Below are 24,703 nucleotides of genomic sequence, written 5' to 3'. Positions count from 1 at the left end.
CAGATGGAAGCGACTAAGAAGATCAGGGTTTTACAAACGATCCGCCAGGGAAAAATAGGAGGAGGCGAAAGCCACGTGCTGGACCTCGTCCGCTACCTGGATAAAGGGCTGTTCGAGCCGGTGGTGCTATCCTTTACTGACGGCCCCATGATTACATCCCTTGCCCAGCTGGGTATACCCGCCCACGTCATCCATACCGAGAAGGCTTTTGATATCAAGGTGTGGATGAAAGTGAAACAATTTCTGAAGGAACAGCGGATGGATATCGTACATGTGCACGGTACCCGCGCCAATACCAATGTACTCTGGGCAGCCCGTTCACTGGGTCTGCCGGTGATATATACCATCCACGGATGGTCTTTCCATGACAGTTTACCTGCCTGGAACAGAAAGGCGAGGATACTGGCAGAAAAGTTCATTACACAGCATACCAGGCTCAATATTACAGTCTCTGATTCCAATCATGAGACAGGAGTGCGCGTATTTGGGCATTTTAAGTCGCTGGTGGTCAAAAACGGGGTGAACCTGGAGAAGTTTAACCGTTTTGGTGATTATCCCGATATAAAAGCTTTATATGGCATTCCTGCCCATCACCTGGTAATCGGGTATATTGTCCGCATTACGGAACAGAAAGATCCCCTGGGGATGTTGAGGGCCTATGCCAGGGTATGCGGCAACATTCAGGACCTTACCTTGTTAATGATAGGAGAGGGCGACCTGAAAGCCGACGCGGTGCAGCTGGCAGAAGACCTGGGTATCAGTGACAGGGTAGTTTTCGACAATTTCCGTCAGGACGTCCCTGCTGTATTGAACGCGGTGGATATCTACTGTCTGCCTTCCCTCTGGGAAGGATTCCCGATAGGTGTGCTGGAAGCAATGGCAATGGCCAAAGCGGTGGTCGCTTCCGATGTGGATGGTACTCGGGAAGCAGTGGAACATGAGGTGACCGGCCTGTTGGTACCGCCTAAAGACGAAGCCGCGCTGGCAGCCGCTATCGAAAGACTGATACAGGACCGTACGTTGCGTGCCCGCCTGCAGGAAAACGCCGGCAGGAGTGTGAAGGCGAACTTTGATGTACGGGACATGACCCATAAAATAGAAACGGTGTACCAGCAGATGGTAGCGCCATTATAAGAGATTAATAAACTTTACGCATGAAAATCAGAAATCCCCAATCCCGTTTCGATCTGAATATTAAAAAAACGGACAGGGTACTTGAGGTGGGAGGCGGCCATAATCCGCACCCCAGATCAAATGTGGTGGTAGATAAATACGTAGATGACAATACGCATCGCAGCGGCGACATAAAAGTGCTGAGGAACCAGCAGTTCCTGAAGGCAGATGGAGAGCACCTGCCTTTCAAAGACAAGGAGTTTGATTATGTGATCTGTAATCACGTACTGGAACATGTTGAAGACCCGGTGGCTTTCCTCCATGAACAGTTCCGTGTGGCAAAAAGGGGGTATATCGAAACGCCATCCCTGCTGGGAGAACATCTCTTCCCTAAGAAATCACATAAATGGGTATTGCTGGAAATAGAAGGTAAGGTAGTACTGGTAGAGAAGGAAAGGATCTCTTTCCCCACCAGTTTCGACTTTGGAGATCTGTACCTGGAATACCTGCCTAAAGCCTCTATCGGATACAAGATCATGGAAAGGACACACCCCAACCTGCACACCATGCGTATCGAATGGGAGGACAGCTTTGAGTTTGTTGTGAACCCGGAAGACAAAGACATTCTCAAATATTTCGAAGAGCCGTGGACCCGCGAAATGGTACTGCATTATTTCCCGCAACGTTCCCTTGGAAAGGAGCTGGCGGAGGCTACACGGGCATTCACAGATATCTGTAAAAGCATAATTAAATCAAAAGTGCTGAAAAGAATTTAGTCTAATACAGGATTGTTTTTAAGGAGCGAAAGGCTTCCGGGCGAAGGCCTGGAGGCCTTTTCACTTTGATGATCCCTGTTTTAATGCGGACGCCAAATTGCCTGAGATAAAAACAGTTTTGAATGCGTATATGCATAAGTATTCATGAAAGTTATATTGAGGTGTCTATATTACAGCAGCCATAATGAATAATTTTATCCCCGACAGAAAACCCCTAACTTAAAACAAACCCACGATGAAATCCTTTTCCCTCAGAACATGGAGCGGCTTGTGCGTAGCCGCGCTCACTTTTGTATCCTGCTCGAAAGAAGCCAAAGAGGCCAGACTTCAGAATCATAATGAGATTGCCGCTGTAGCTGCCGAGACAGATCCCGACGGGGCCATGTTGGCAAAGCTGTTGCAGCAGAATGGTCCCCAGTACGAATTTTTCAAAGTAGACGGAAGACAGGGTGGTAGAATCAAAACCAAACAAGGTTCTGTTTACACCATCAGTCCGAACTCTCTTACCACACAGAGTGGTGGCCCGGTTTCAGGTACTGTAGACATAGTCATTAAGGAGATCTTAAAGCCCAGCAGCATGATCTTTGCCAGCAGACCCACAGCTAACAATGGTGGAGCCCAGCTTACTTCTTACGGAGAATTCTTCGTACGTGCCAGCCAGGCAGGACAGGATCTTAAATTGCGGGTGGACAGTGCTGTGGCCGTGCAGGTGCCCGTTGCTAAAAGACCCGGACAGGATGGTGTACCATTATGGGGTGGTGATACGTCTGTTATTATCACCACTTCGGGTTACAATGATGTGAATCAGCCTGTAACCATTCCTGTTGCAGCCAGCGCTAATCAGGGTGTTTCCTGGAATCCGGCGCCTGGATTCGCATTATTCGACGGCTCTACCAGCACATTGAATTTCCGTCTCGACAGCCTGATGACCTGGAGAAATTGCGACGCTTTAACTAATCTGCCTGGCCCCAAAACCACGGTACTGGGTTATTTTACCAACTTCTATAATCCTGCCACACAGACCAGCTACGGTGGTGAAGAGCCCTGCATGCTGTTCTTCAAACCTTCCGGTGTAAATACGGTTGTGAAATTGTACAATGTGATCCTGAATGCGCCAGTTGGTCGCCAGGGTTTACTAAGTTATCAGAATTCTGTGCCCATTGGTCAGGCAGGTACTTTCCTGGCCATCACGGCGCTCAATGGTGGCTTCTTTGCGCAGAAACTGCCTGTCAATATTCCGACGCCTCCGGGTGGTCAGAATTATGTATCGATTAGTTTCTCCCTGGCTCCGGTAACACCGGCTGCCCTGGTTGCGCTGATCCAGAGCATGGACACGCCCTGATCGTTATAAATTCATAAGCAATGTTGCCTGTTTCTTTCTGTCAGGAAACAGGCAACCCTGCTACAATTATTTCACCAGCCGCAGTTTCCCGCTCACCTTCTCTAACATCACCAGGCATTCCGCCCATCCTAACCGGATAATCTCGCCCGTCGTGAACGGCACATATTTCTTCAGCATATAATAACCTATCACCACACAAATGATCATATTCAGCAGCGAACCGAATGCTACCCAGCGCACATCGTGGAAGAGCACTATGAAGACAACATCGCCAATGATATTCAGCACCAGTTTTATGAAGTTCTTATAGAAATTGGTCAGGGGCCGGTTGATCATATCCAGGGCCACTCCGATAAAGCGATCAATAGGGTAGAGAAAAGCACACAGCAGGAAGATGCGCACCACATCTGTTGCAGGTATGTATGCACGGCCTGCCAGTATGATGATCAGGGGCTTGGTAAAGAGGATCATGCCAATAATAAAAGGAATGATTACAATGCTGACAACGCCCGTATAGCGGCTGAAGGCCCGTGATACCTCCGGCCAGTCATTCCTGTTGGCTGCCCCGGAAAGTGTAGGCTGTGCTGTAGCTACAAAACTGCGGAGGATGATCTCTATTACCTCCATGAACTTCTGCGGAATACTGTAAATAGCTACTGCCGCGGGGCTGATCATGGTACGGATCAGGAAATTATCTGAGTAATTGAGGAAACCGGAAGAGATCATGCTGCCTACAATGAGCCAGCCGTATTTTACCAGTATGATCACCTGCTTTTTAGTGCTGTGTACGACCGTACGCACCTTGGTCCATCCTTTTATCAGCGTAAAGCCGCTGGTAGCCGCCAGTCCCGTCATGTATGCAACCAATACGTGGGGGAGGGTAACGGTGCCGAAAAGGTGAAACAATACTATTACTACCAGGAAGCCTCCGTTCTGCCAGAAACGTATCTGCAATATCTTGTCAAAACGGTGCTCCGCCTGCAGGAACCAGCTGGCCACATTGAACGGAACAGATACCACCATCATAAGGCCCAGCCAACGCATAAAAAAGCGCCAGGTTTCATCGAAAAAGTTGTATAGTATAAGTCCTGCAATGAGATTTAAAAGCAGGTAAATGCCCGTTAAAATGAGCACGAGGTACCATGCGCTGCCTGCAACTTCCCGCCCGGTTTCTTCATCTACACCGGTATAGAATTTTATGATGCCCGATTGCAGCAATGCCGTTCGGATCTGATCAAGTACCGTGTAAGTGCCTATAAACAATACCCATTCCCCGAAAGCGGAAAGCGATAGTAAACGAACAAGAATGGCAAATGATAGGACGTTCAGGAAAGCAGAGACTAGATTACCTAATAAGGAGTGAAAATGCCTGTTGTTAAATACCGATAATAATTTAAATCCCATGTATTTTTTGATATAAAACCAATGAATTGAAATCTTGTGCGGTCTTTGTACAGGATAAGATTATTGGGGAAAGGTGTATTCCGGTGGCTACAATATTACCATAATGTAAATGTCTGACAAAATTTAATTTCACCCGGCCCCGGCAATATTATATTTTCTATTTCCTTACGTATTAGTTTTTATAACGCTTTATTAATTAATATAATTACATATAAAAAATATTCTATTTGATAGTGAAATTATTGTACTTTGCCGCGGGATCTTGAAGAATATCTAAGAAGTAGAAGAATATCAGATGATTGGGACACACAAGCAATAATCAGACGCCCTTATGAAGAACCAGGTGAGTAAACGGACCATCACGACGACCTTGACGAGACCTCTGTGGGACAACGTACACGATTACATCCGGCGTGACTTACCCATTTTCAACTGATCGCTTTGTCATTTTTTTAGAAACAGGGGCTGACCCCCTCGAGGCACACCATATATGATAAATTGAAAAACCTGACTGATGAAACATTTGTACACGACTTTGTTCAGAATGTTCACTGTATGCCTTACAGTGATGCTGTACACAACGCTAGCCGCAACCGCTCAAATGAAAGCGGTATCATTAGCCGGAACTAATGTTACAAATTCCGGGGGGTATTACGAATACGTTCCACCATCCTATGCAGGCAGCAATGAATCTTTTCCACTGCTGATCTTCATTCATGGGATAGGAGAACTGGGAAACGGTACTACACAGCTGCCGGCTGTGCTGAGGAATGGCATACCCAAGCTCATTGAAAACGGAACATTTCCCACCTCATTTAAAGTCAAAGGCAAATCTTTTTCATTTATTGTAGCAGCTCCTCAGTTTGAGAAAATTCCCGCCCCGGTAGATGTATTAAGCCTGATCAACTATCTGAAAGGCAAATTCAGGATTGATAGTAAACGTATCTATATAACCGGTTTGAGCATGGGAGGCGGTGTTACGGAAGATTTTGCAAGTGCAGGCGATTCCTATGCCCAGATCCCCGCTGCCGTTGTGCCTATTGCGGGTAATATGAACCCGAAACAACTACCGAGAGCTCCCAACACAGTAGCTAAAAACGATGTACCGATGTGGTTCCTTCATAATGAAGACGACCCCATGGTACCTTCACAATATTCCAGGGACTGGGTATCCATGATTGACGCTTATTCCCCGGCTCCAAACCCTGAACCCAAACTCACCATTTTCGACGCAAAAGGACATGATGCATGGTCCAAAGCCTATGATCCTGACTATAGGGAGAATGGCATGAATGTATATGAGTGGATGCTGCAGTATGAGAAGGGGACGCCTGTTTCCAGTCCGCCTGCTCCACCTCCTTCAGGCAATAAGAAAGTGATGGCGAAGCCTAACATCGGCTTTGGCATGTACTATACGGACGCCATGAGCGCCTTCAAACTGAATCCGGGTGATACACTCTGTATTCCCGCGGGCGACTACGAGTTCATACAGCTGGGTAACCTGGTAGGTACCGCCGCTAAACCGATCGTTATCACCAACTGCGGCGGTGTGGTAAGAACAGGTATCAAGACCCTGAAAACAGATGTTTCCTTCGGCATCATGGGTGGCAAATACCTGCATATCACAGGTTCCGGTACTCCCGGTGTTGAATACGGCTTTGATGTAAATGGTCAGAACCTGATTGGTGTTAAAATGCAGGGAATGTACCTGGGCTCAGGCAGCTCCGATATTGACGTCCACAACTTCTATATCCACGACGTAGGCTCCTTTATAGTAGCCAAGACCACCCAGGAGTGCGACAATCCTCAGTTCTGGGAAGGTAAATACCTGATGAAAAATGTAAAGATCCACCATATCAAAGGTCGCTATGCTGCCTATGAAGGGTTCTATATCGGTAACACACACTACATCATGGATTATGCCCTTTGTAAAGGCATCAAATCCCACCATATACAAGACCTGGAAGTATACGACAATGACCTCCAGTACATGGGCCAGGATGGTATCCAGGTAGCCATGGCAGATATGGGAGACAATAGGGTACACAACAATGTTGTCCGTAACTATGGCACCAACAAACTGGATGCACAGAGCTACGGCATGCTGATGGGGGGCGGCTCCCGTGTGAGGCTATATGATAACGTTGTTGACAATGGTTATCTGCCTGGTATTGCCTTATTTGGATCCGGCATTTCTTATGTATACAATAATACAGTTTCCAACGTAGAGAACGGTGAAGGTATCCAGGTGGCAGATAAGCTGATCCTGGAACCTGTCACCGCATACATCTACAATAACACGATCTATAACACCGGCAATAGCGGTATTAAGATATACGCTTACCTGACCACTATCGGCCATAAGGTGTACAACAACCTGATAATCGAGAAGTCTTTGGGAGGCAGCTATCCTACTGATGGTATTTACATCAGGGGAGCGCAGAATATTAAATTCGACTACGGCAATAACCTGTTCTCTACCACTGCAAATGCAGGTAAGCTAGTGGTCAACGTTGCCGGTGGCGATCTGCACCTTGCAAGTAAATCGAAAGCTATTGATGAAGGTAAATCGGTGGCAGACCTGGGGCTGGCAGATGACCTTGACGGGAACAAACGCCCTGTGAACAAGGGCTTTGATGTGGGCGCCTATGAGTACCAGGGACCTGCTGGTCCGGGCAACGGTAACGATAACCCGGTGGCCAATGCCGGTAAGGATATTACCATCACCCTGCCAACAAATACCGTAACACTCGATGCCGCTGCTTCCACAGATGCAGATGGTAAGATCAGCAAATATGTATGGGCAAAACTGTCCGGACCAGCCGGAGGAACAATCACTAATGCAGCAACTGCTACAACTAGCGTAACCGGACTGACTGCGGGTACTTACATCTTCACACTGACCGTTACAGATAACAAGTCGGCTACAGACATAGACAGTATTATTGTAAAAGTAAATCCTGCGGCAGCTAACAAAGCACCTGTAGCAAATGCAGGCGCCAATACCACCATTACGCTGCCTGTAAATACAGCAGCGCTGGATGGTTCAGCTTCCAAAGATGCTGACGGTAAGATCACCAGATACGCCTGGAAGAAAGTAAGTGGTCCTGCTGGCGGTACATTCTCCAGTGCTACTTTAGCTAAAACTACGGCAACAGGTCTTGTGACTGGTACTTATGTATTCTCCCTGACCGTGACTGATGATGATAACGCAACAGCTACTGCAAATGTGACGGTAACTGTAAACCCTGTTGCACAACCGAATAAGGCGCCAGTGGCCACTGCGGGTACCATGCAGAGTATTACATTACCAACCAGTACAGTAACGCTCGACGGTTCTGCTTCCAAAGATGCAGACGGTAAGATCGTGAAATATGCGTGGAAGAAAATAAGCGGACCTGCTGCCGGTGGCGTAGTCACCAGTGCTAACCAGGCTAAAACGACAGTAACAGGCCTGGTAGGCGGTACCTACACATTCGCGCTGACTGTCACCGACGACGACAACGCTACAGGCACTGCCAACGTGGTGGTGAGAGTGAATCTTTCACCGGCTGATAGAGCGCCTGTTGCAAATGCCGGACCTGACCAGACCATCACACTGCCAAACAATACAGTAGACCTGAACGGAAGTGCCTCCAAAGATGCAGACGGTAAGATCGTAAAATATGCATGGAGGAAGCTGAGCGGTCCTTCCGGTGGTACCTTCACACAGTCCAATGTGGCTGTTACCAGGGCAACAGACCTGGTACAGGGTACTTATGTACTGACGCTCACCGTTGCCGACGATGATAATATGATCGATACTGATACAATGAGAGTAGTGGTGAAAGGTTCGGCTCCTGCTACCAATAAAGCCCCTGTTGCCAATGCCGGTGCTGATGTAACCATCACATTGCCGGTGAACAGTGTCATCCTGAACGGAGCAGCTTCTTCCGATGCAGACGGCGTGATCACCAACTACCGCTGGCTGAAGACTTCCGGTAAAGATGTTCACTTCTCCAATTCACAGGGGATCATCAATGTGGTGTCTGATTTGACAGAAGGTACTTATGTGTTCGAACTGACTGTAACAGACAATAGCAAGGCTACTGCCACAGACAAGATAACAGTAAAGGTATTGCCGGCTAAAACTGACGATAATAATGATAAGGCGCCTGTAGCCCGCACGCAGGGCGACCTGACGCTTAAGTTGCCGGTAGAAAGCATGAATGCTGATGGTAGTGCCTCTTATGCTATTAACAGCACCATTACTTCCTACGCATGGAAACAGGTATATGGTCCGCTGCAGGCTGTTTTCTCTGCTCCGAATGCGAAGAGCACGAAGATCTCCGGTATGACATTCCCTGGCAGCTATGTATTTGAACTGATCGTAACCGATGCCAATAATCTGAGCAACCGCTCTACTTTCGAAGTGACCGTGCTTGATGCGGATGGAGATCCGTTCATCCCTGAGATCACGACTTATCCGAACCCGGTTGTCAGCACCTTGTACTTAAAACAACGTATGAAGGACGCTACACAGGGTACTATTACCATCTTCAATATGTCGGGTAAGGCCATGAAGAGTTATGTACTGCCGGCAGGAGATAACCTGCAGCAATCGCTGGATGTATCATCTCTGCCAGCAGGTACATACATCCTGCAGGTCACATACAAGAACAGCACTTATAAATGGAGTACGAAGTTTATAAAGGCTAATTAAGAGATCAGGGGACCTTTTCCCACAATTTTGTAGCCGGGTTATACTGCTTGATGATTCTTGCAGGATTCCCGGCTACAATGCTGAATGGGGGAACATTCCTGGTAACAACGCTACCCGCTGCTACCACGGCATGTTCTCCTATTTTTGTGCCCGCAGTGATCACGGCATTTGCACCGATCCAGCTGTCGGCGCCAATGTTGATCTCTCCCGTTGTACAAGGCTGCATGCCAATGGGAACAGTAATATCCTGGTAGCCATGATTGAGTCCCGACATCACCACATTCTGAGCAATGATCACATTGTCGCCAATAGTAACGGGACCTATCAGCACATTTCCCATACCCACCTGTACATTGTTGCCGATAATTACATCGCCCATCCCGTTATTGACGGTGGCGAAATCCTCAATGATGGACTTAGCGCCCAGTGTAAAGTTATTGAAGGGGAATACGTCCAGCCGGGTATAACGGCGCACTATAGCGCCTTTCCCTCTTTTATGTACAAAGCGGTTCACCACCAGTCTTACCCATAAACGGGGCCTGGCCTGCCCCTTGGGCATTATCATGCGGTGCGCAAATTGTTTGAGGCCAGGATTACTTTTGATCTTTTCTTTCAGGCTTAATAATGTGCTCATCTGGTCATGCGGTATTTAATATTGCCTCATAAATGGCTGTTACGGAGTTTTCCCAGCTATGTGAGCGGGCAAAGGCAATGCGCTTTTCCTGCAGGGCAGGACTATCTTCTGAAAGCGCCTTGCTGATCAGTGTAACATACTCATTTGCATTCCGGGCAAGATAGGTGTGTGAATCGAAATATTCCATTGTCCTGGTGGCGGTTGCTACCACCGGTTTCCCTAAAGCGAGGTATTCGTCTATTTTTAGTGGATAATTGCCTACAGTCAGTACGTTCACCTGCTGTGGATTGATGCATACATCAAAGGCCTTTATATAAGCCGGCAAGTCTTTGAGCTCCTTCCGGCCCAGGAAATATACATTAGGCAGCTGGTGCAGTACAGATTGCTGAAAATACTCATCCTCCGGCCCGACCAGTACTATTGACCAGTCACTTTTTTCCCTGGCAATATGCTCAATAATGGCCGGGTCCAGCCGGTGCGCATTCAATGACCCCACATAACCTATTCGCGGTCCTTTTATGTTCGCCAGGTCCGCAGGCACAGCATAATGTTGTGTTACGTCAAACAGGGAGAGATCGCATCCCTGCCCCACATAAAAGCTGTTCGGATTATATTTTTTAAGAATATCTGTCAGATAGGTGGAGTTCGCCAGGGCTACATCTGCTTTTGCGATATGCAGGGGTTCCAGTTTTTCTCCGTGTTTTTTCCAGTAATCCACGCCCAGCAGGTAGTCCCGGCTGTAATAAATGTAAGTAGCCGGTTTGAGCAATTCTTTCATGTAAAAACCACGGAAAATATCGTTATCATTGAAGAGGATAACGTCAGTGAAGCCCAATGTTGTGAGCGCTTCTTTAATGCTCCCTGCAAACTTCCTGTTGTTCCGTTTGTTTAACCAGGAGAAAAGTGGCTGCGCCCTCGCCGGCAGCCAGTTAATTGATTCAAGTATAGAAGAAGGATAATAAGCCCACAGATTTTCCCCAACCGGTACGATCGCAGGTTCTTTCTTCTGTAAAGTTCTGAGATGATAAGAGATATTGGGATCATCCTTTTGATGTAGGATGGTTCGCCGGTCAAGCGGTGAATTGACATACAACACACGGTTGTGGCGCGCGAATTGTAATGCTATATTCTTACAATTACTTCCTATTGGGGTATACCACTGCTGTAATCCAATGATAACAATATCCCGGTTCCTGATGAGTGACACTGCAGTTAAGAATTATGGTGATATAATTACTTATTGAGGTCTCAAGGGAGCATGGCTAAAAACGATTCAAATATAGCTACTTTTTTCACATTATAGAAAAGCAGCAGTAAAAGATAAAAGTGAACTATTATTTTATGACTTCAAAACATATTCCCGAAACGATCGATATCAGGCAGTTAACTCCTGAAGATTATCTCGACCTGAAAGAATCTATGGTATCTGCATACGCAGACATGGAAGGCAGCTACTGGCGCGAACCCACCATCCGCCGGCTGGTGGAGCTTTTTCCCGAAGGACAGATTGCCGTTACCGTAAACGATAAGGTGGTAGGCTGCGCATTGTCTATCATCGTTGATTATGGAAAATTCGGTGACGAACATACGTATGAACAAATAACAGGTTATTATACTTTTAGCACACATGACCGTAAGGGGGATGTCCTCTACGGTATTGAGGTTTTCGTACATCCTGATTATCGCGGCCGGCGACTTGCCCGGCGATTGTACGATGCCCGCAAGACCCTCTGCGAAAGACTGAACCTCAGCGGTATCGTGGCTGGTGGCCGTATACCCAATTATCTTAAATATGCTGATGAGATGTCGCCCAGGGACTATATCGAAAAAGTACGTGATAAAGAGATCTATGATCCTACTTTGACTTTTCAGTTCTCCAACGACTTCCAGGTAAAGAAGATCCTGAAGAATTATCTTCCGCATGACGAAGCCTCCAAAGGCTTTGCCACGCTGCTGCAATGGTATAATATCTACTATGAAAAAGATCATGACACGATCCGTTACAATAAATCCACTGTGCGCATAGGGCTGGTACAATGGCAGATGCGCGACTATGGGAGCCTGGAGGGCTTCATGCAACAGGTGGAATATTTTATTGATGCGGTAAGCGATTATGGTTCAGACTTTGTCGTATTTCCCGAACTGTTCAACGCTCCGCTGATGGCGGAATTCAGTCAGCTGGATGCTGCGGGAGCCATCAGGGGAGTGGCAAAGTATACAGAGCAGCTAAGAGAGCAGTTCATTCAACATGCAGTGTCTTACAACGTGAATATCATTTGCGGCAGCATGCCGATTGTCATTGACGAGGCACTGTACAACATCTGTTACCTTTGCCGTCGTGATGGCACACACGAAGAGTATATCAAAATGCATCCAACGCCCAGTGAAGTATATGCCTGGGGCGTAAAGGGAGGCGACAGGCTGAAGGCATTCGATACAGATTGCGGAAAAATAGGTATCCAGATCTGTTATGATGTGGAGTTCCCGGAACCCTCACGTATATTGTCAGAGCAGGGAATGCAAATATTGTTTGTACCTTTCCTGACTGATACGCAGCATGCTTTCAACCGTGTGAAGTTCTGCGCACAGGCCAGGGCAATCGAGAATGAGTGTTACGTGGCCATTGCAGGTTGTGTCGGGAATCTGCCAAAGGTGAACAACATGGACCTGCAATATGCACAGAGTGCTGTATTTACACCTTCTGACTTTGCATTCCCCGTTACCGGTGTGAAAGCAGATGCCACAGCCAACACAGAGATGGTGGTCATCGCGGATGTGGACCTGGTGCTGCTGAAAGAGCTGAACGCCTTTGGCAGCGTACAGACAAAGAAGGATATGCGCAAGGACCTCTATGAGGTCAAATGGAAAAAAAGTTAAAAATGGCTAAAAATTGTCCACCAATTGATTAATACTTAATTTAGCACTATACTGTAATATTTAAATCTAAAATTGTAATGAATGTCTGAAAATCAATTTGAGGTTATAATGGCTGCTATTCAATCCTTAAAAAGCGATATGAACGCTAGATTAAATGGCGTTGAAGCAGAATTAGTAAGTATAAATGGAGAATTGAAAAAAATTGAACGTTGGACACACTACAATGCAAATCTGGATGTAATGGCTAAATTAGCAGGTGTAAATGTCCATTAAGTAAATTATCCTTAAAAGATTGTCTACTGTACCCCTAAATAATTTGAACCTTATCAGGCAACTGGTAAGGTTTTTATTTACTAAAGTTTTTAAAATCAAAAAGGCAAACCAAATAGATTTACCTTTCTTTTAATACTATAACCTTAAAACGGGTGAGTAATTACCTGAAATCAATATGGCACACAAGATCAATTTAGCATTACAGATCCTTCCTTCCGTACCCAGCGACCAGGTATACGCCGTGGTAGACGAGGCTATCGCCGTGATACAGGCTTCCGGCCTGAAATACAGGGTATGTCCTTTCGAAACGGTAATAGAAGGTACTTATGACGAATGTATGGATGTAGTTCGTAAGGCACAGGATGTCTGCTTCAAAGCCGGCGCCTCACAGCTGCTGGTATACGTAAAGATGCAGATCAAAAAGGATGCAGACGTCAGCATTGAAGATAAGACCGGCAAGTACGACTAAGCCATATTTATCTGAAAAGGAAATAGGTTTCCAGCGATAACAGCCCAATGATCATTCCGGCAGCAAACCTGATGCACTGTTGTTTACTGGCGCGGATATAAGGCGCCAGCAGTATGATGAACAATGGCGCAGCCTGCGCTACATACCTGGAGCTGAAAAGATGGGTTATCCTGAAACTGGTAGCCAGCATCAGCAGCGTGGCCAGTAATATGAAGAGGAAAAAAGGCTCTGTACGACGCTCCATCCACTGCAGGAAGGTACTGTACAGGAAGTACAGCGCGATGGTCATCAGCATAGGAGAGATGAGATAGGGATATATCTGCATTACAGCTGCCGGAAAGATCTTTTTCATGGCCTCATTCAATGGAGCGTATTGCAAGTGCAGCCAGTAATAGTTAACAGGCAGCAGGATGATATACAACGCTGCCAACACCGGCAGTGTCAAACGCCTATAGATAAACCAGCCCGGCGCAACGATCAGTACGATCAGGGCCCCATAGGCAAAAGCAAGTATCCCATGCCATGGCTCCATGCTTCCGGTGCTGATGATAGCCTGCTTTGGCGGCATCAATCCTCCCCAGATCACAAATACCGGTACGCAGCAAAGCAGTGCCACGCCCATGTATATACTAACAAGTACCCAACGCTTCCATTCCCCCGCCGATTGCAGTAGTAATAGCAAAGCGGCGGGAACAAGTACCAGGAAAGTAGAACGGCCCAGTATCGCCAGTCCCAGGCACCCTCCCGCCAGCAGGGAGAGGAATATGCCCAGCGCCCAGGGTTTTCGGGTATATTCCAGCGCCAGCTGTAAGAGCCAGATAGATAGTGTGGCAAAGAGCATCGATGGTATTTCTGTCAATGCCATCCCCGATACCTGCCACACCATTGGCACCGCCATGATATGTAACGCAGGCAACCACACGCTTCTCTTTACCCGCCGCTGCATCTTCCGTATAATGGCTGTCAGCAGCAGAATGATAAACAGCAGCATAAATGTATTCACCAGCCGGATACCCGGTGTCTGTAAATGCGTAACAGGCGCCAGCGCATAATGCACAAGCTGATATAATGGCCCCGGGGCCTGATTGTCTATGTTTAACAGGAAAGTACGGGATAGGCCGTATTGTTGCAGGCGATAAACATTAGAAATAAAGTACGGTTCATCAAACAGAGGTGCCTGCCAATGCAGTATGGTGATGAGCAGCAGCAGTAGGTAACCGCTTATACCGGCGACCAATAATATTCTCTCGTGTGTATTGGGGCGTAGCATGTCAATAATTCGGCAGTAGACCATCCACAGACCGTTGTGAATCGTTCACCTGCGGTCTGTGGAAGATCTCCTTTTAAATTATCAACCGAACACAAGGTAAGCTATCACCAGCGTAAATATGATATTGAAGAGCTGTGCAATGATAAATGCCATTGCAGGACGGCCATTCTCTATTTTAAAGATATCAGTGAATTTAGTCTCCAGTCCTATACAGGTAAACGCAATAGCGAACCAATATGTTTGCAATTCTTTTAAAGGACCTTTAGCGCCAGCTACCGTAGCAGGAGACAATGCAAAGGAAAATAGAAGGGACGCCAGTACGAAACCCAGTACAAACTTGGGAAAACGTTCCCAGATAGTACGCAGGGTTGGCTTTTCATAACCGGCTTCCTTGCGGGTATATGACCAGTAAACAGAAATAAAGAAAGCAGCCAGTCCAAGCAGCACATTCTGTGAGAATTTAACCAGGGTAGCATATTTCAGGGCTTCTTCTCCCAGCATGCTACCGGCTGCCACCACAGCACCGGAGGTATCGATCGTTCCTCCCAGCCAGGCGCCGGCTACAGCGGGCGACATATGCGCCCAGGTAGCGATATATGGCATGAACAGCATCATCGGAATAGCCACGATAAGGACCAGGGAGATGACATGGGACAATTTCTTATTATCACCTTCAATGGCGCCCGCAGTCGCAATAGCGGCAGATACCCCGCAGATGGATACCGCACTGGAGATCATCATACGGAATTCATCATCCAGCTTGAACTTGCGGCATACCCAGAAACTGAAATACCATACGGTGAACACCACCGCTACGGATTGCAGTATACCGAGTCCGCCCGCTTTCAGAATGTCCTGGAAAAGTACGTTGGCGCCCAGCAGTACCAGGCCGATCTTGATATACAGCTCCGTTTGTATGGCTGGCCTCAGTATAGCCGGTATGCCCACCAGGTTGCTGATCAGCAGCCCCAGTATCAGGCTGAATAACACGACCTCTATACCAAAATCCTTCAGTGTCTTATAACTGGCAATGAACTGCGCCAGCAGGGTGATAAAAACGATAAACAACAGAGACACCAGCAGTTTCGCGAATTCTACTTTTCCGGTAAAAGCCTTCGCCAGCAGGAGGCTGCCCAAAACCCAGAGAAATAAGAGTCCCGTTTGTTGCCAGACAGCCACTCCTCCAAACTGTGCCGTCACAACGGATGCGTCGCTCCAGACGGCGATCTTCGGGAATACGGGCTTGAGACCTAAAAGCACCAGGCCTATCGTTAAAAAAGCAATAATAACAGCAATCCAGTCTTCGTGCAGCGTTTTCTTAGGCATGATAGTTAAGTGGCATTAAATGTTTAAGAGTACCTCGTGGTGGAAGCGGACTTATTGGTGGTGGTGGCCCCCAAGTTAGTGAAAGAATTTATTTAATGAAAGAAAATGTATCCTATAACAATAGCAGCGACCAGTCCTACCACATCAGCAATCAGACCACATGTCAGCGCATATTTGGTCTTTTTGATGTTCACAGAACCGAAATATACCGCCAGTACATAGAACGTTGTCTCGGTTGATCCCTGTATAATACTGGCCAGACGTCCGGCGAAAGAATCCGGTCCGTGTGTTTTCAGAATGTCCACCATGAGAGCACGGGCAGCGCCTCCACTGAGCGGTTTCATTAAGCCTACAGGGAGCGCGGGTACAAAATCCGTGTTCATTCCCATCGCCGCAAACAGGCTGGCAATACCATCCAGCACATAGTCCATACAGCCGGTGTTCCGGAAAGTACTGATAGCCACGAGCATGGTCACCAGGTAGGGAATAATGGTAACAGATACCTGGAAGCCTTCTTTCGCTCCCTCTATGAACACATCGTATACATTGATCTTTTTAACAACGCCTAATGCAAGAAAACCTACAATAATGGCAAAAATGGTGAAGCCACCGATGAAGGCTGTGTATTGTGCCAGCTGTTCAGTCGTAAGGTAGGGCATCACATAATAAAGCCCCAGCAGTGCCAGTCCGAAAACGGCGAAGGTCAGCAGGATAGGGGCCTTCAACAGGTTAATACGCTGGTATATGGCCACAGAGATCAGCCCGGACACAAAAGAGATAATAGTACCTATCAGCGTCGGAATGAATATCTCGGCAGCATTATGAGAACCTGCGGCGATACGCAGGGCTATTACTGAGGTAGGTATCAGGGTGATGCCAGCCGTGTTCAATACCAGGAACATGATCTGGGCATTGGTAGCAGTATCCGGTTCAGGGTTCAGCTCCTGTAACTGTTTCATCGCCTTTAACCCTACAGGAGTAGCGGCGTTGTCGAGCCCTAAAGCATTGGCGCTGAAGTTCATGAGGATAGACCCCATGGCAGGGTGTTTTTTAGGTATCCCGGGGAAGAGCTTCGAAAAGAAAGGGTCTACCGCCCTGGCCAGGATGCCGATCATTCCACCTTTTTCCCCTACTTTCATGATCCCCAGCCAGAAGGTCATAATGCCTGCCAGGCCCAGCGAGATCTCGGCCCCCGTTTTGGCGCTCTCGAACATGCCATTCATAACGGTAGAGAACACGGCCGTATCCTGAAGGAAGATCAGCCGGCAAACGGCCACAACAAAAGAGATCAGGAAGAAAGCCAGCCAGACGTAGTTTAATGCCATATGGTGTGAAATGATTGAATGCCAAATCTAATGGCAAAAATTTAATATTAAAAGCATAAATCTGTGTTATACCAGATGACTCCTCCCGGGGACTTGATATTGATAGCTAAAAAAGCATTATCTTCGCGCAAATTTTTTGAAAAATGGCGTTACAAGTAGGAATTGTTGGATTGCCGAATGTAGGAAAGTCGACTTTATTTAATGCGGTAAGCAATAGTGCAAAGGCACAGGCCAGCAATTACCGTTTCTGTACAATTGAACCTAACGTAGGCCTTGTAGACGTACCGGATGAAAGGCTGGCAAAGCTGGAAGAGCTGGTGAAACCCAACCGCGTAGTCCCTACCACTATTGAATTTGTAGATATAGCAGGTCTTGTAAAAGGGGCCAGTAAAGGGGAAGGTCTTGGTAACAAGTTCCTCGCCAATATCCGTGAAGTGGATGCCATCGTACACGTGATCCGCTGCTTCGAAGACGATAACATCCTAAGGGAAGAAGGCGCTATCAACCCTGTAAGCGATAAAGAGATCATTGACACAGAATTACAGCTGAAAGACCTCGAAAGCGTAGAGAAGAAGATCGCACGTACCGAGAAAATGGCTAAAACCGGTGGCGATCCAAAGGCTAAAATAGAATTCGAAATCCTGAAACAATGCCAGGAGCACCTGGAAAAGGGTAAAAATATCCGTGAGCTGGGACTGAGCAAAGAAGACCGCATCGCGATCGCCGACCTGTTCCTGCTGACAGAAAAACCAGTACTGTACGTGGCTAACGTAGACGAAGCTTCCATGCTGACCGGCAACAAATACTCCGAGCAGCTTGCAGCTTCCGTAAAGGCAGAAAACGCAACAGTGGTGGTGATGAACAACAGTATCGAAGCACAGATCTCTGAAATGGAGGATCCGGCAGATAAAGAACTCTTCCTTTCCGAATACAACCTGACTGAACCGGGCCTGAACCGCCTGATCCGTTCCGCATACAGCCTCCTGAACCTCATCACCTACTTCACCGCAGGTGTGCAGGAAGTAAGGGCGTGGACCATCCACACCGGCTGGAAAGCGCCACAGGCAGCCAGCGTGATCCACACCGATTTCGAGAAAGGTTTCATCAAGGCAGAGGTGATCGCCTATGATGACTACGTTAAGTATGGCTCCGAAACCGCCTGTCGCGATAACGGCCGCTTACGTATAGAAGGTAAAGAATATATCGTGAGCGATGGTGATGTAATGCACTTCCGTTTCAACGTATAAAGATACTCAGGGTTTTAATCCACTGAGGGGTACAACAAATCTAAGATGTCCCGGGGATGGCCCCGGGACGTCGCTATTTTAGGGGGTACCGAGGGCCCCCATAAAGCTGTCATAATGGCGTCCGTAACCCACAAATTATGCCTATTACCCCCCTATATCAAAGGCATAGTAAAGGCATGGCAAAGGCATGGTAAAGGCATAGTAACAAGGTCAAAATTGATCCACATGAAAATACTGACAATATTACCGGTCAGCCGGAATTGTGTCCTTCCATGCCTGTTCCAACAACTTGCGAACTACCGCAAACCTGCCCTGTAACATATGCGATTGCATCAAAGGATAGAACTGATCATGTGTAGCATGAAAACCCATATAAAACACCCAGAACCCCAATGCCAGGTAAGGTATAGCCGCCAGTTCTTCTTCGCTGAGCGCCCGCTCTGTACGGTAAGCATCTATAAAAAGAGACCAGGTCTTTTCCCGCTGTTCCGCTGTCAGGCGGCCCATGTGCGTATCTATTAGCAATTGCTGATGAAAAGTCATTAAATCATAAGCCAGCCAGCCTTTTCCGAAGAAATCAAAGTCAAAGAAGGTGACATTATCCTGAGGGTCAAAGTGGAAGTTCTTTGGCAGGAAATCAAAATGGCAATAGCCATAGGAAAAGCGGGAGGTATCCAGCTCTGATAGAAAAGCCATCACTTTATCTGCCGATTGCAATAACCATTCATAGATGGCAGGATCTTCGCTGAAATAATCTTTTACGGCAGCCAGGGGCCTGAATAAGGTCGTTTCCAGGTCAAATGTCCATCGGTCCTCACTCAGCTGTATCTGAGAGGATATATTGTGAAAACGGGCCATTTCCTGCCCGAAATTGCGTAGCTGTATGTCCGACAGGATATTATGGGAACGCCCTTCGGCATAACTGAATAACACCGCATGGCGGGTACCTTCAGCTCCCGGCAGCGATTGGATATAGTGGCCATCTTTATCCGCTAGTGGATAAGATACTGATACTTCGGCAGTATGCAGGGCCGTCAGCAATTCCACTTCCGCCTGTATATTTCCCAGGGTGCGATGGGACGGCCTGTAAATACGTAAAATGAACTGCTTATCAGCAGATGTAACAAGATATGTATCACCTACGCCACGTACGATAAACCGGCACTCCACGGGTCCAAATGTATACTGCTGAGTAATATAAGAGGCTAAGGCAGTAGGGCTGAGGGTCGAATAAAGGGTTGGGAAAACAGTTTGCATGGCGCAAATATAAGACACCTTTACTTTGTTGCTTTAAATAGAATGTTTGTACATGTAAATTCATGTTTGTACATTTGGTACTGGTCTCAACAAACTGATATATGAAAATAAACACCATCTGCCTTATCTTTTTCCTTTCCATGTTCGCCTTTCAGGCGCCTGTCTTCGCTCAAAAGGCGGACAACAGGAAACTATCACTAGCCGTCCGTAACGATCATCGCCTGGACACCATCCAGGCACGGGCACTACGCCTGCTCACCGGTTTTAATGCCGGGACCTCTTATGGCGAGGTCTGGATCAGGGATTTCAACACTTTTATTAAGGGCTCACTGAAAGTCCATGCTCCGGAAAAAGTGAAGGACATGCTCCTCCTTTTTTTTAAAATGCAGGGTAATGGAGGCGACATCGTCGATGGTTTCATAGATATCAAAAAGGCCTATGTGGGTTACGAATTCCGCTATTTCCCGGCGGCCCCCGACTGGGTTGCTCATAAAAACACCGTAGAAACAGACCAGGAATCATCCCTTATCCAGGCCATCAGAAAGTACATTGACGTAACCGGCGATACCGCCATTCTCCAGGAAAAAATAGGAGAGAAGACCGTTATCCGGAGAATGGAAGAGGCGCTTGCCTACGTTCACAACGAGCGATGGGCAGAAGAATACGGATTGGTGAAAGGAGCCACTACCGTCGACTGGGGAGATGTACAGCCGGAAACCGGCTGGGGTGTGGTCATTAACCATAAAACCAAATGGGCGCTTGACATATACGACAATGCCATGTACCTGATTGCCATACAGGACTTCCTGACAATGAAACCAGCATCCTATCAGCCTGCTGAAGACTGGGCCAGCATAGCCCTGCACATAAAAGAGAACGTGCGTAAACATCTCTGGGAAACAGGTGCACAGAAATACATCCCTCACCTGTACCTGAACGGCAGTCCTTTCCCCGCATCATTCAATGAAAAGGAGATGCTGTACACCGGTGGCTCTGCCTGTGCTATATTGGCCGGCCTTCACACACCCGAAGAAATTGCCGCCATCAATAAACAAATGGTGGATGCTGCCGCCAAAGAGAAGTTTGCTACTATTGGTATAACCGTCTATCCTCCTTATCCGGCAGCAGAATTTCCAAACATGCATCCTTATGTATACCAGAATGCCGGTGACTGGACCTGGTTTGGTGGCAGAATGATCCAGGCCCTGATTGCCAATGGAATGATAAAGGAAGCCTGGGAAGAATTACAGCCCATCATGGCAAGAACTATCGCCCGTAAAGGTTTCTATGAATGGTACGATGTGCGTACCGGTGAACCGAAAGGTTCCGGTGACTTCAGGGGAGAAGCAGGCGTCCTGTTTGATACCATTACCATGCTGCGGGAATGGGCAGAAAAGAATAAATAGAGGCACATATCATCCCAGCGGAGAGCAGACGAAGAAGGGACGAAGAAGCGACGAAGAAGCGACCTGTTCGGGGTGGACTTGAAGCGATTAAGAATCTTCCATGCGATGGGATTAGCGTTACCCTAAAATAGCCCCGGAGATACATCCCCGGGGCTATTTTTAAATGAATCCAACTATTTCAACAGATCATCAAACAGGATCGCTGTATAATAAATAGCTCCTGCCTTCGGATTACCATAAGAAGTCTGGAAATAATGGTTCGTAATATTAGAACCGCCTACTTTGATAGTAGCCCTGATCTTCGGTATTCTGTAATTAACCTGTGCATCTACAGTGCTATAAGCAGACACTGTACCTCTCACGAAACTGGAGCTCCACACAAACGCATCCTGCCAACGATACATCACGTTAAAGCCTAAGTTCTTGGCGATGCTCTTACTGGCCACACCGATATTGAAACGGTATTTGGGCGTGTTGAAGGCATTGTCAAGCTCTCCTTTATTGTTTGTAAGGTCATTGTAGGAGAAGTTACCTGAGAGTGTCCAGCTTTTGATCAGGTAATCCAGCCCTATTGCGCCACCCTGTGCTTTTACCGTTTCAGGATTATTCACGTAGGTAGCAAATATTTTGGCGCTGCTCAGGGTCGGATCCTGTGCCAGTGGTACTGTAGGTTGTATCAGCGCTGTATAGGAAAGGAAATTCTTATAGGCGCTGTAATAGTAGTAAGCATCGATCAGCAAGCGGTTCTTTATCAGACCCTTGTACCCGATCTCATAGGCGCTTACACTTTCTGGTCTGAACTTGCCGAAGGTATATTGCTGCAGCTGGGTAGGATCTCCGGTGGCAGCATAGCGTTGTACGCTGGCCTGCGTATAACCCTTATTGTTGTAGAGGTCATACTTGGTCAGCATCTCTGGTAATCCACCTATCAGGCGGGTATTGGCGCGGATAGGCAGGTCGATGTACTGATCCTGGTTGGTAGGATTGCGGTAAGCTGTCTGGAACGACAAACGGATATTGTGACGGGGTGCAACGGTAAACACGCCGGATATACGTGGTGTAAACCTGCCGTCAAAATTCTCGTTCTTATCATAACGAACAGAACCAGTCAGCTTGATCCTGTCATTGACCAGTTTCTTACCCACCTGCAGGTAAGCGCCTACTTCATCGATCTTGATGCGTCCGGCGCCATCGTCAAAGATAGTACCGTCAGAATTCAGGGAATACCTGCGGAAAGCGGCACCTGCCTGCACTTCCAATACTTTCAGATGATCGGTGAAATCATAGAAACCTTCGTAGTGGTACAGGTTTGTTTTATCGTTGAACTTGGCCCCGTTCCTGCCGGCGCCGAAACCGATATAATTGCTGGTGATGGTCTCTTTTGCCTGGTTGAATGCGGCGCTACCTGGTGCCAGCCTGTTCCTGTCTGCTACACCCCTGGCAATGGCATGTGCCTGTGCATCTGTCTTTACACCTGGCGCTCCGGGAAAGACACCCATACGGGCCTGGTTGTAAACGGAAGCATATTCTGCGAACCATCCACCGGTTACATTACCGTCATTGTCCCTGACCACGCTGGGATTGTAAGCTTCATTCAGCAGGGTGCCCAATGCAGTGGCATTGTATGCCTTACCGGAACGTTCCTGGGTGGTATAACCACGTACAAAGAAGCGTTTGCCTCTTACTTCGATCTTATACTGACCCACGTTGAATTTGCGCAGGGAATAACGATCAGAGCCTGTGTACACAGTGGTACCTGTTCCCCAGTTGCCCTGGACGATGGCCTCTGTATTCTCTGTGATCTTATAATGGAATGCAGCGCCTGTCTTCATGCTGCTTGTGCTGTAATCAACCAGGTCCCTTTCCTTGTAACCTGTGCGGGATACGGCTTGCCCATTGAGCAATCCCGCTGAAGCACCATAAGTAGTGGTGATCTCGTCACCATAAACGTTGACACCGTCGTAATTAGGATCTGTAGCATGAGAGAAACCTGCCTTTGTCCGCAGGTTTAACCTGTCAAAATTTGTAGAATCCACCGCCTGCCAGTCGTCAGCCTTCATATACCCGAAATTGAGCTTAAAGGCGAACTTACCGAAGGCTTTAGCGTAACGTGCAGTAATATCCGGGATGAAACCGATATGGTCCTGCTGCTTTTTGCCTACATGGTTAATACCTGCCTGCAGTTTCAGGCTCAGTCCCTGGTAGTCAAAGGGGCTTTTACTGTTCATCAGTAATGTACCGTTCATACCTCCTGCGCCATACAGGGCAGAGGATGCGCCTGGCAGCAGTTCCACGCTGGCTACGTCCAGTTCGGAAATGCCGACAATATTACCTACTGAGAAGTTCAGGCCCGGCGCCTGGTTGTCCATACCATCCATGAGCTGGTTAAAGCGGGTGTTACCATTGGTGTTGAAGCCCCTGGTGGTAATGGTACGGAAGGTAAGGCTCTGTACGCTGGATTCAACGCCTTTCAGAGAAGGCAGGGCATCATAGAAACTAGGGGTAGGAGATTCCCGTATGGCCGTTGCATTGAGTTTCTCAATAGATACCGGCGATTCCAGTATACTTTGAGATACACGACTGGCGGCAACTACGATCTCTTCTCCCAGGATCTCCGTAGAAGCGAGTTGCACAGTAATGTTACCCGCACTGTTCACCACCACCGGGGCGCTGCTATACCCCACTGAGGAAAATACCAGCGTGATCGGGAACTGGCGGGTCGTGTTGAATCTGAAATTTCCGCTACCATCCGTGATAGTACCGGCAAGTGAGCCTTTGACACTGACAGTGACTCCCGGCATTGGGTTCCCCGTCGTTTTGTCTGTTACAGTACCTGTTACTGTCTGTTGTTGCTGTCCATAGACCCTTGTAGACAAGTTTATGAGCAACAAAAGGGCGCACAAACAGGTGAGTTGTAGATAGTTCTTCATACTGTGGCGATTTAGGATGATCTTGGGATTACGTATACGTTTTGATGAATGTAAGGAAAATAGTTGAATTGTCGACTGGCGACATCGTATAGTTAACAACCTACACGTTATTATGTTCTGATACATTAAAAGGCTTGTTTTACAGTACATTTTGTCCTGACATTGTGTAATACTACTGCATTTCGAAAATAATTTTTGCTGATTGACAATCAGTTGATAAGTCAGTACTCATTCTCTTTTAAATAATATTATTCTATTATGTAAATTTACCATGTATGGCCTGAAATAGATTAAGGGACACCTACACCCATTACCTATGTTACCGATACCCGGATATTATAACCCTGTACCC

17 protein-coding genes are annotated in these 24,703 nt (G+C 47.3%); 9 read left to right on the top strand and 8 right to left on the bottom strand.

Annotated features, from left to right (window positions below):
• Positions 1–3: 3 nt before the first annotated feature.
• The 3 genes from F3I09_RS30175 (at position 4) to F3I09_RS30165 (ending at position 3,231) form a co-directional block, all read left to right on the top strand.
• Positions 4–1,134, top strand: coding sequence for a glycosyltransferase (locus tag F3I09_RS30175; RefSeq protein ID WP_149698781.1), 1,131 nt, complete (start codon positions 4–6; stop codon positions 1,132–1,134).
• Positions 1,135–1,154: 20 nt separating this feature from the next.
• On the top strand, positions 1,155–1,889 hold the full coding sequence (locus tag F3I09_RS30170) for a class I SAM-dependent methyltransferase (RefSeq protein WP_149698780.1): 735 nt from the start codon (positions 1,155–1,157) through the stop codon (positions 1,887–1,889).
• Positions 1,890–2,124: 235 nt separating this feature from the next.
• On the top strand, positions 2,125–3,231 hold the full coding sequence (locus F3I09_RS30165; protein ID WP_149698779.1) for a hypothetical protein: 1,107 nt from the start codon (positions 2,125–2,127) through the stop codon (positions 3,229–3,231).
• A 66-nt stretch (positions 3,232–3,297) separates the two neighbouring features.
• On the opposite strand, the gene F3I09_RS30160 is transcribed toward F3I09_RS30165, so the two are convergent.
• A complete protein-coding gene (locus F3I09_RS30160) occupies positions 3,298–4,635 on the bottom strand; it encodes a lipopolysaccharide biosynthesis protein (RefSeq protein WP_149698778.1) in 1,338 nt (445 codons plus the stop codon).
• 514 nt (positions 4,636–5,149) lie between these two features.
• Between F3I09_RS30160 and F3I09_RS30155 the strand changes: the two genes are divergently transcribed.
• Positions 5,150–9,337: a PKD domain-containing protein gene (locus F3I09_RS30155; protein WP_149698777.1), complete on the top strand. Its 4,188-nt coding sequence runs from the start codon at positions 5,150–5,152 to the stop codon at positions 9,335–9,337.
• 4 nt (positions 9,338–9,341) lie between these two features.
• On the opposite strand, the gene F3I09_RS34695 is transcribed toward F3I09_RS30155, so the two are convergent.
• On the bottom strand, positions 9,342–9,971 hold the full coding sequence (locus F3I09_RS34695) for a DapH/DapD/GlmU-related protein (protein WP_149698776.1): 630 nt from the start codon (positions 9,969–9,971) through the stop codon (positions 9,342–9,344).
• Between the two features lie 4 nt (positions 9,972–9,975).
• Positions 9,976–11,178, bottom strand: coding sequence for a glycosyltransferase (locus tag F3I09_RS30145; RefSeq protein ID WP_149698775.1), 1,203 nt, complete (start codon positions 11,176–11,178; stop codon positions 9,976–9,978).
• A 134-nt stretch (positions 11,179–11,312) separates the two neighbouring features.
• On the opposite strand from F3I09_RS30145, the gene F3I09_RS30140 reads away from it, so the two are divergent.
• The 3 genes from F3I09_RS30140 to F3I09_RS30130 all read left to right on the top strand — a co-directional run bounded on the left by F3I09_RS30140 (position 11,313) and on the right by F3I09_RS30130 (position 13,590).
• Positions 11,313–12,848 carry a bifunctional GNAT family N-acetyltransferase/carbon-nitrogen hydrolase family protein gene (locus F3I09_RS30140; protein WP_149698774.1) on the top strand — a complete coding sequence of 512 codons (1,536 nt, stop codon included), beginning with the start codon at positions 11,313–11,315 and terminating at the stop codon, positions 12,846–12,848.
• Between the two features lie 81 nt (positions 12,849–12,929).
• Positions 12,930–13,121: a hypothetical protein gene (locus F3I09_RS30135; protein ID WP_149698773.1), complete on the top strand. Its 192-nt coding sequence runs from the start codon at positions 12,930–12,932 to the stop codon at positions 13,119–13,121.
• Positions 13,122–13,296: 175 nt separating this feature from the next.
• On the top strand, positions 13,297–13,590 hold the full coding sequence (locus tag F3I09_RS30130) for a thiamine-binding protein (RefSeq protein ID WP_149698772.1): 294 nt from the start codon (positions 13,297–13,299) through the stop codon (positions 13,588–13,590).
• A 7-nt stretch (positions 13,591–13,597) separates the two neighbouring features.
• Here F3I09_RS30130 and F3I09_RS30125 read toward each other — a convergent pair whose 3' ends face one another.
• The 3 genes from F3I09_RS30125 to F3I09_RS30115 form a co-directional block, all read right to left on the bottom strand.
• Entirely contained in the window at positions 13,598–14,860 is a 1,263-nt protein-coding gene (locus F3I09_RS30125) for a glycosyltransferase family 39 protein (RefSeq protein ID WP_149698771.1), read from the bottom strand.
• Between the two features lie 81 nt (positions 14,861–14,941).
• Entirely contained in the window at positions 14,942–16,186 is a 1,245-nt protein-coding gene (locus tag F3I09_RS30120; RefSeq protein ID WP_149698770.1) for a YeiH family protein, read from the bottom strand.
• Between the two features lie 92 nt (positions 16,187–16,278).
• Complete coding sequence (locus tag F3I09_RS30115) at positions 16,279–17,511, bottom strand: nucleoside recognition domain-containing protein (RefSeq protein ID WP_149698769.1); 1,233 nt, start codon at positions 17,509–17,511, stop codon at positions 16,279–16,281.
• A 143-nt stretch (positions 17,512–17,654) separates the two neighbouring features.
• Between F3I09_RS30115 and ychF the strand changes: the two genes are divergently transcribed.
• Positions 17,655–18,758: a redox-regulated ATPase YchF gene (gene ychF / locus F3I09_RS30110; RefSeq protein ID WP_149698768.1), complete on the top strand. Its 1,104-nt coding sequence runs from the start codon at positions 17,655–17,657 to the stop codon at positions 18,756–18,758.
• 243 nt (positions 18,759–19,001) lie between these two features.
• On the opposite strand, the gene F3I09_RS30105 is transcribed toward ychF, so the two are convergent.
• Positions 19,002–20,015: a phosphotransferase enzyme family protein gene (locus F3I09_RS30105; RefSeq protein WP_149698767.1), complete on the bottom strand. Its 1,014-nt coding sequence runs from the start codon at positions 20,013–20,015 to the stop codon at positions 19,002–19,004.
• A gap of 101 nt (positions 20,016–20,116) precedes the next feature.
• Here F3I09_RS30105 and F3I09_RS30100 point away from each other — a divergent pair, with 101 nt between their 5' ends.
• Entirely contained in the window at positions 20,117–21,421 is a 1,305-nt protein-coding gene (locus F3I09_RS30100; protein ID WP_149698766.1) for a GH36-type glycosyl hydrolase domain-containing protein, read from the top strand.
• A gap of 173 nt (positions 21,422–21,594) precedes the next feature.
• Here F3I09_RS30100 and F3I09_RS30095 read toward each other — a convergent pair whose 3' ends face one another.
• Positions 21,595–24,351 (bottom strand): TonB-dependent receptor, encoded by a 2,757-nt coding sequence (locus F3I09_RS30095; protein WP_149698765.1) that lies wholly within the window; start codon positions 24,349–24,351, stop codon positions 21,595–21,597.
• Positions 24,352–24,703: the final 352 nt, after the last annotated feature.

Source organism: Chitinophaga sp. CF418, from assembly GCF_900142925.1.
Classification (GTDB): Bacteria; Bacteroidota; Bacteroidia; order Chitinophagales; family Chitinophagaceae; genus Chitinophaga.
Note: the sequence above shows the minus strand (reverse complement) of the source record. Positions and strands in the feature narration are given on the sequence as shown.

Excerpts from the sequence above, each read along its gene's own strand:
- F3I09_RS30120 (WP_149698770.1), bottom strand. The coding sequence starts at position 16,186 with ATGCCTAAGAAAACGCTGCACGAAGACTGGATTGCTGTTATTATTGCT.
- ychF (WP_149698768.1), top strand. The coding sequence starts at position 17,655 with ATGGCGTTACAAGTAGGAATTGTTGGATTGCCGAATGTAGGAAAGTCG.
- F3I09_RS30135 (WP_149698773.1), top strand. The coding sequence starts at position 12,930 with ATGTCTGAAAATCAATTTGAGGTTATAATGGCTGCTATTCAATCCTTA.
- F3I09_RS30095 (WP_149698765.1), bottom strand. The coding sequence starts at position 24,351 with ATGAAGAACTATCTACAACTCACCTGTTTGTGCGCCCTTTTGTTGCTC.
- F3I09_RS30155 (WP_149698777.1), top strand. The coding sequence starts at position 5,150 with ATGAAACATTTGTACACGACTTTGTTCAGAATGTTCACTGTATGCCTT.
- F3I09_RS30165 (WP_149698779.1), top strand. The coding sequence starts at position 2,125 with ATGAAATCCTTTTCCCTCAGAACATGGAGCGGCTTGTGCGTAGCCGCG.
- F3I09_RS30140 (WP_149698774.1), top strand. The coding sequence starts at position 11,313 with ATGACTTCAAAACATATTCCCGAAACGATCGATATCAGGCAGTTAACT.
- F3I09_RS34695 (WP_149698776.1), bottom strand. The coding sequence starts at position 9,971 with ATGAGCACATTATTAAGCCTGAAAGAAAAGATCAAAAGTAATCCTGGC.
- F3I09_RS30170 (WP_149698780.1), top strand. The coding sequence starts at position 1,155 with ATGAAAATCAGAAATCCCCAATCCCGTTTCGATCTGAATATTAAAAAA.
- F3I09_RS30175 (WP_149698781.1), top strand. The coding sequence starts at position 4 with ATGGAAGCGACTAAGAAGATCAGGGTTTTACAAACGATCCGCCAGGGA.
- F3I09_RS30100 (WP_149698766.1), top strand. The coding sequence starts at position 20,117 with ATGAAAATAAACACCATCTGCCTTATCTTTTTCCTTTCCATGTTCGCC.
- F3I09_RS30115 (WP_149698769.1), bottom strand. The coding sequence starts at position 17,511 with ATGGCATTAAACTACGTCTGGCTGGCTTTCTTCCTGATCTCTTTTGTT.
- F3I09_RS30130 (WP_149698772.1), top strand. The coding sequence starts at position 13,297 with ATGGCACACAAGATCAATTTAGCATTACAGATCCTTCCTTCCGTACCC.
- F3I09_RS30125 (WP_149698771.1), bottom strand. The coding sequence starts at position 14,860 with ATGCTACGCCCCAATACACACGAGAGAATATTATTGGTCGCCGGTATA.
- F3I09_RS30160 (WP_149698778.1), bottom strand. The coding sequence starts at position 4,635 with ATGGGATTTAAATTATTATCGGTATTTAACAACAGGCATTTTCACTCC.
- F3I09_RS30105 (WP_149698767.1), bottom strand. The coding sequence starts at position 20,015 with ATGCAAACTGTTTTCCCAACCCTTTATTCGACCCTCAGCCCTACTGCC.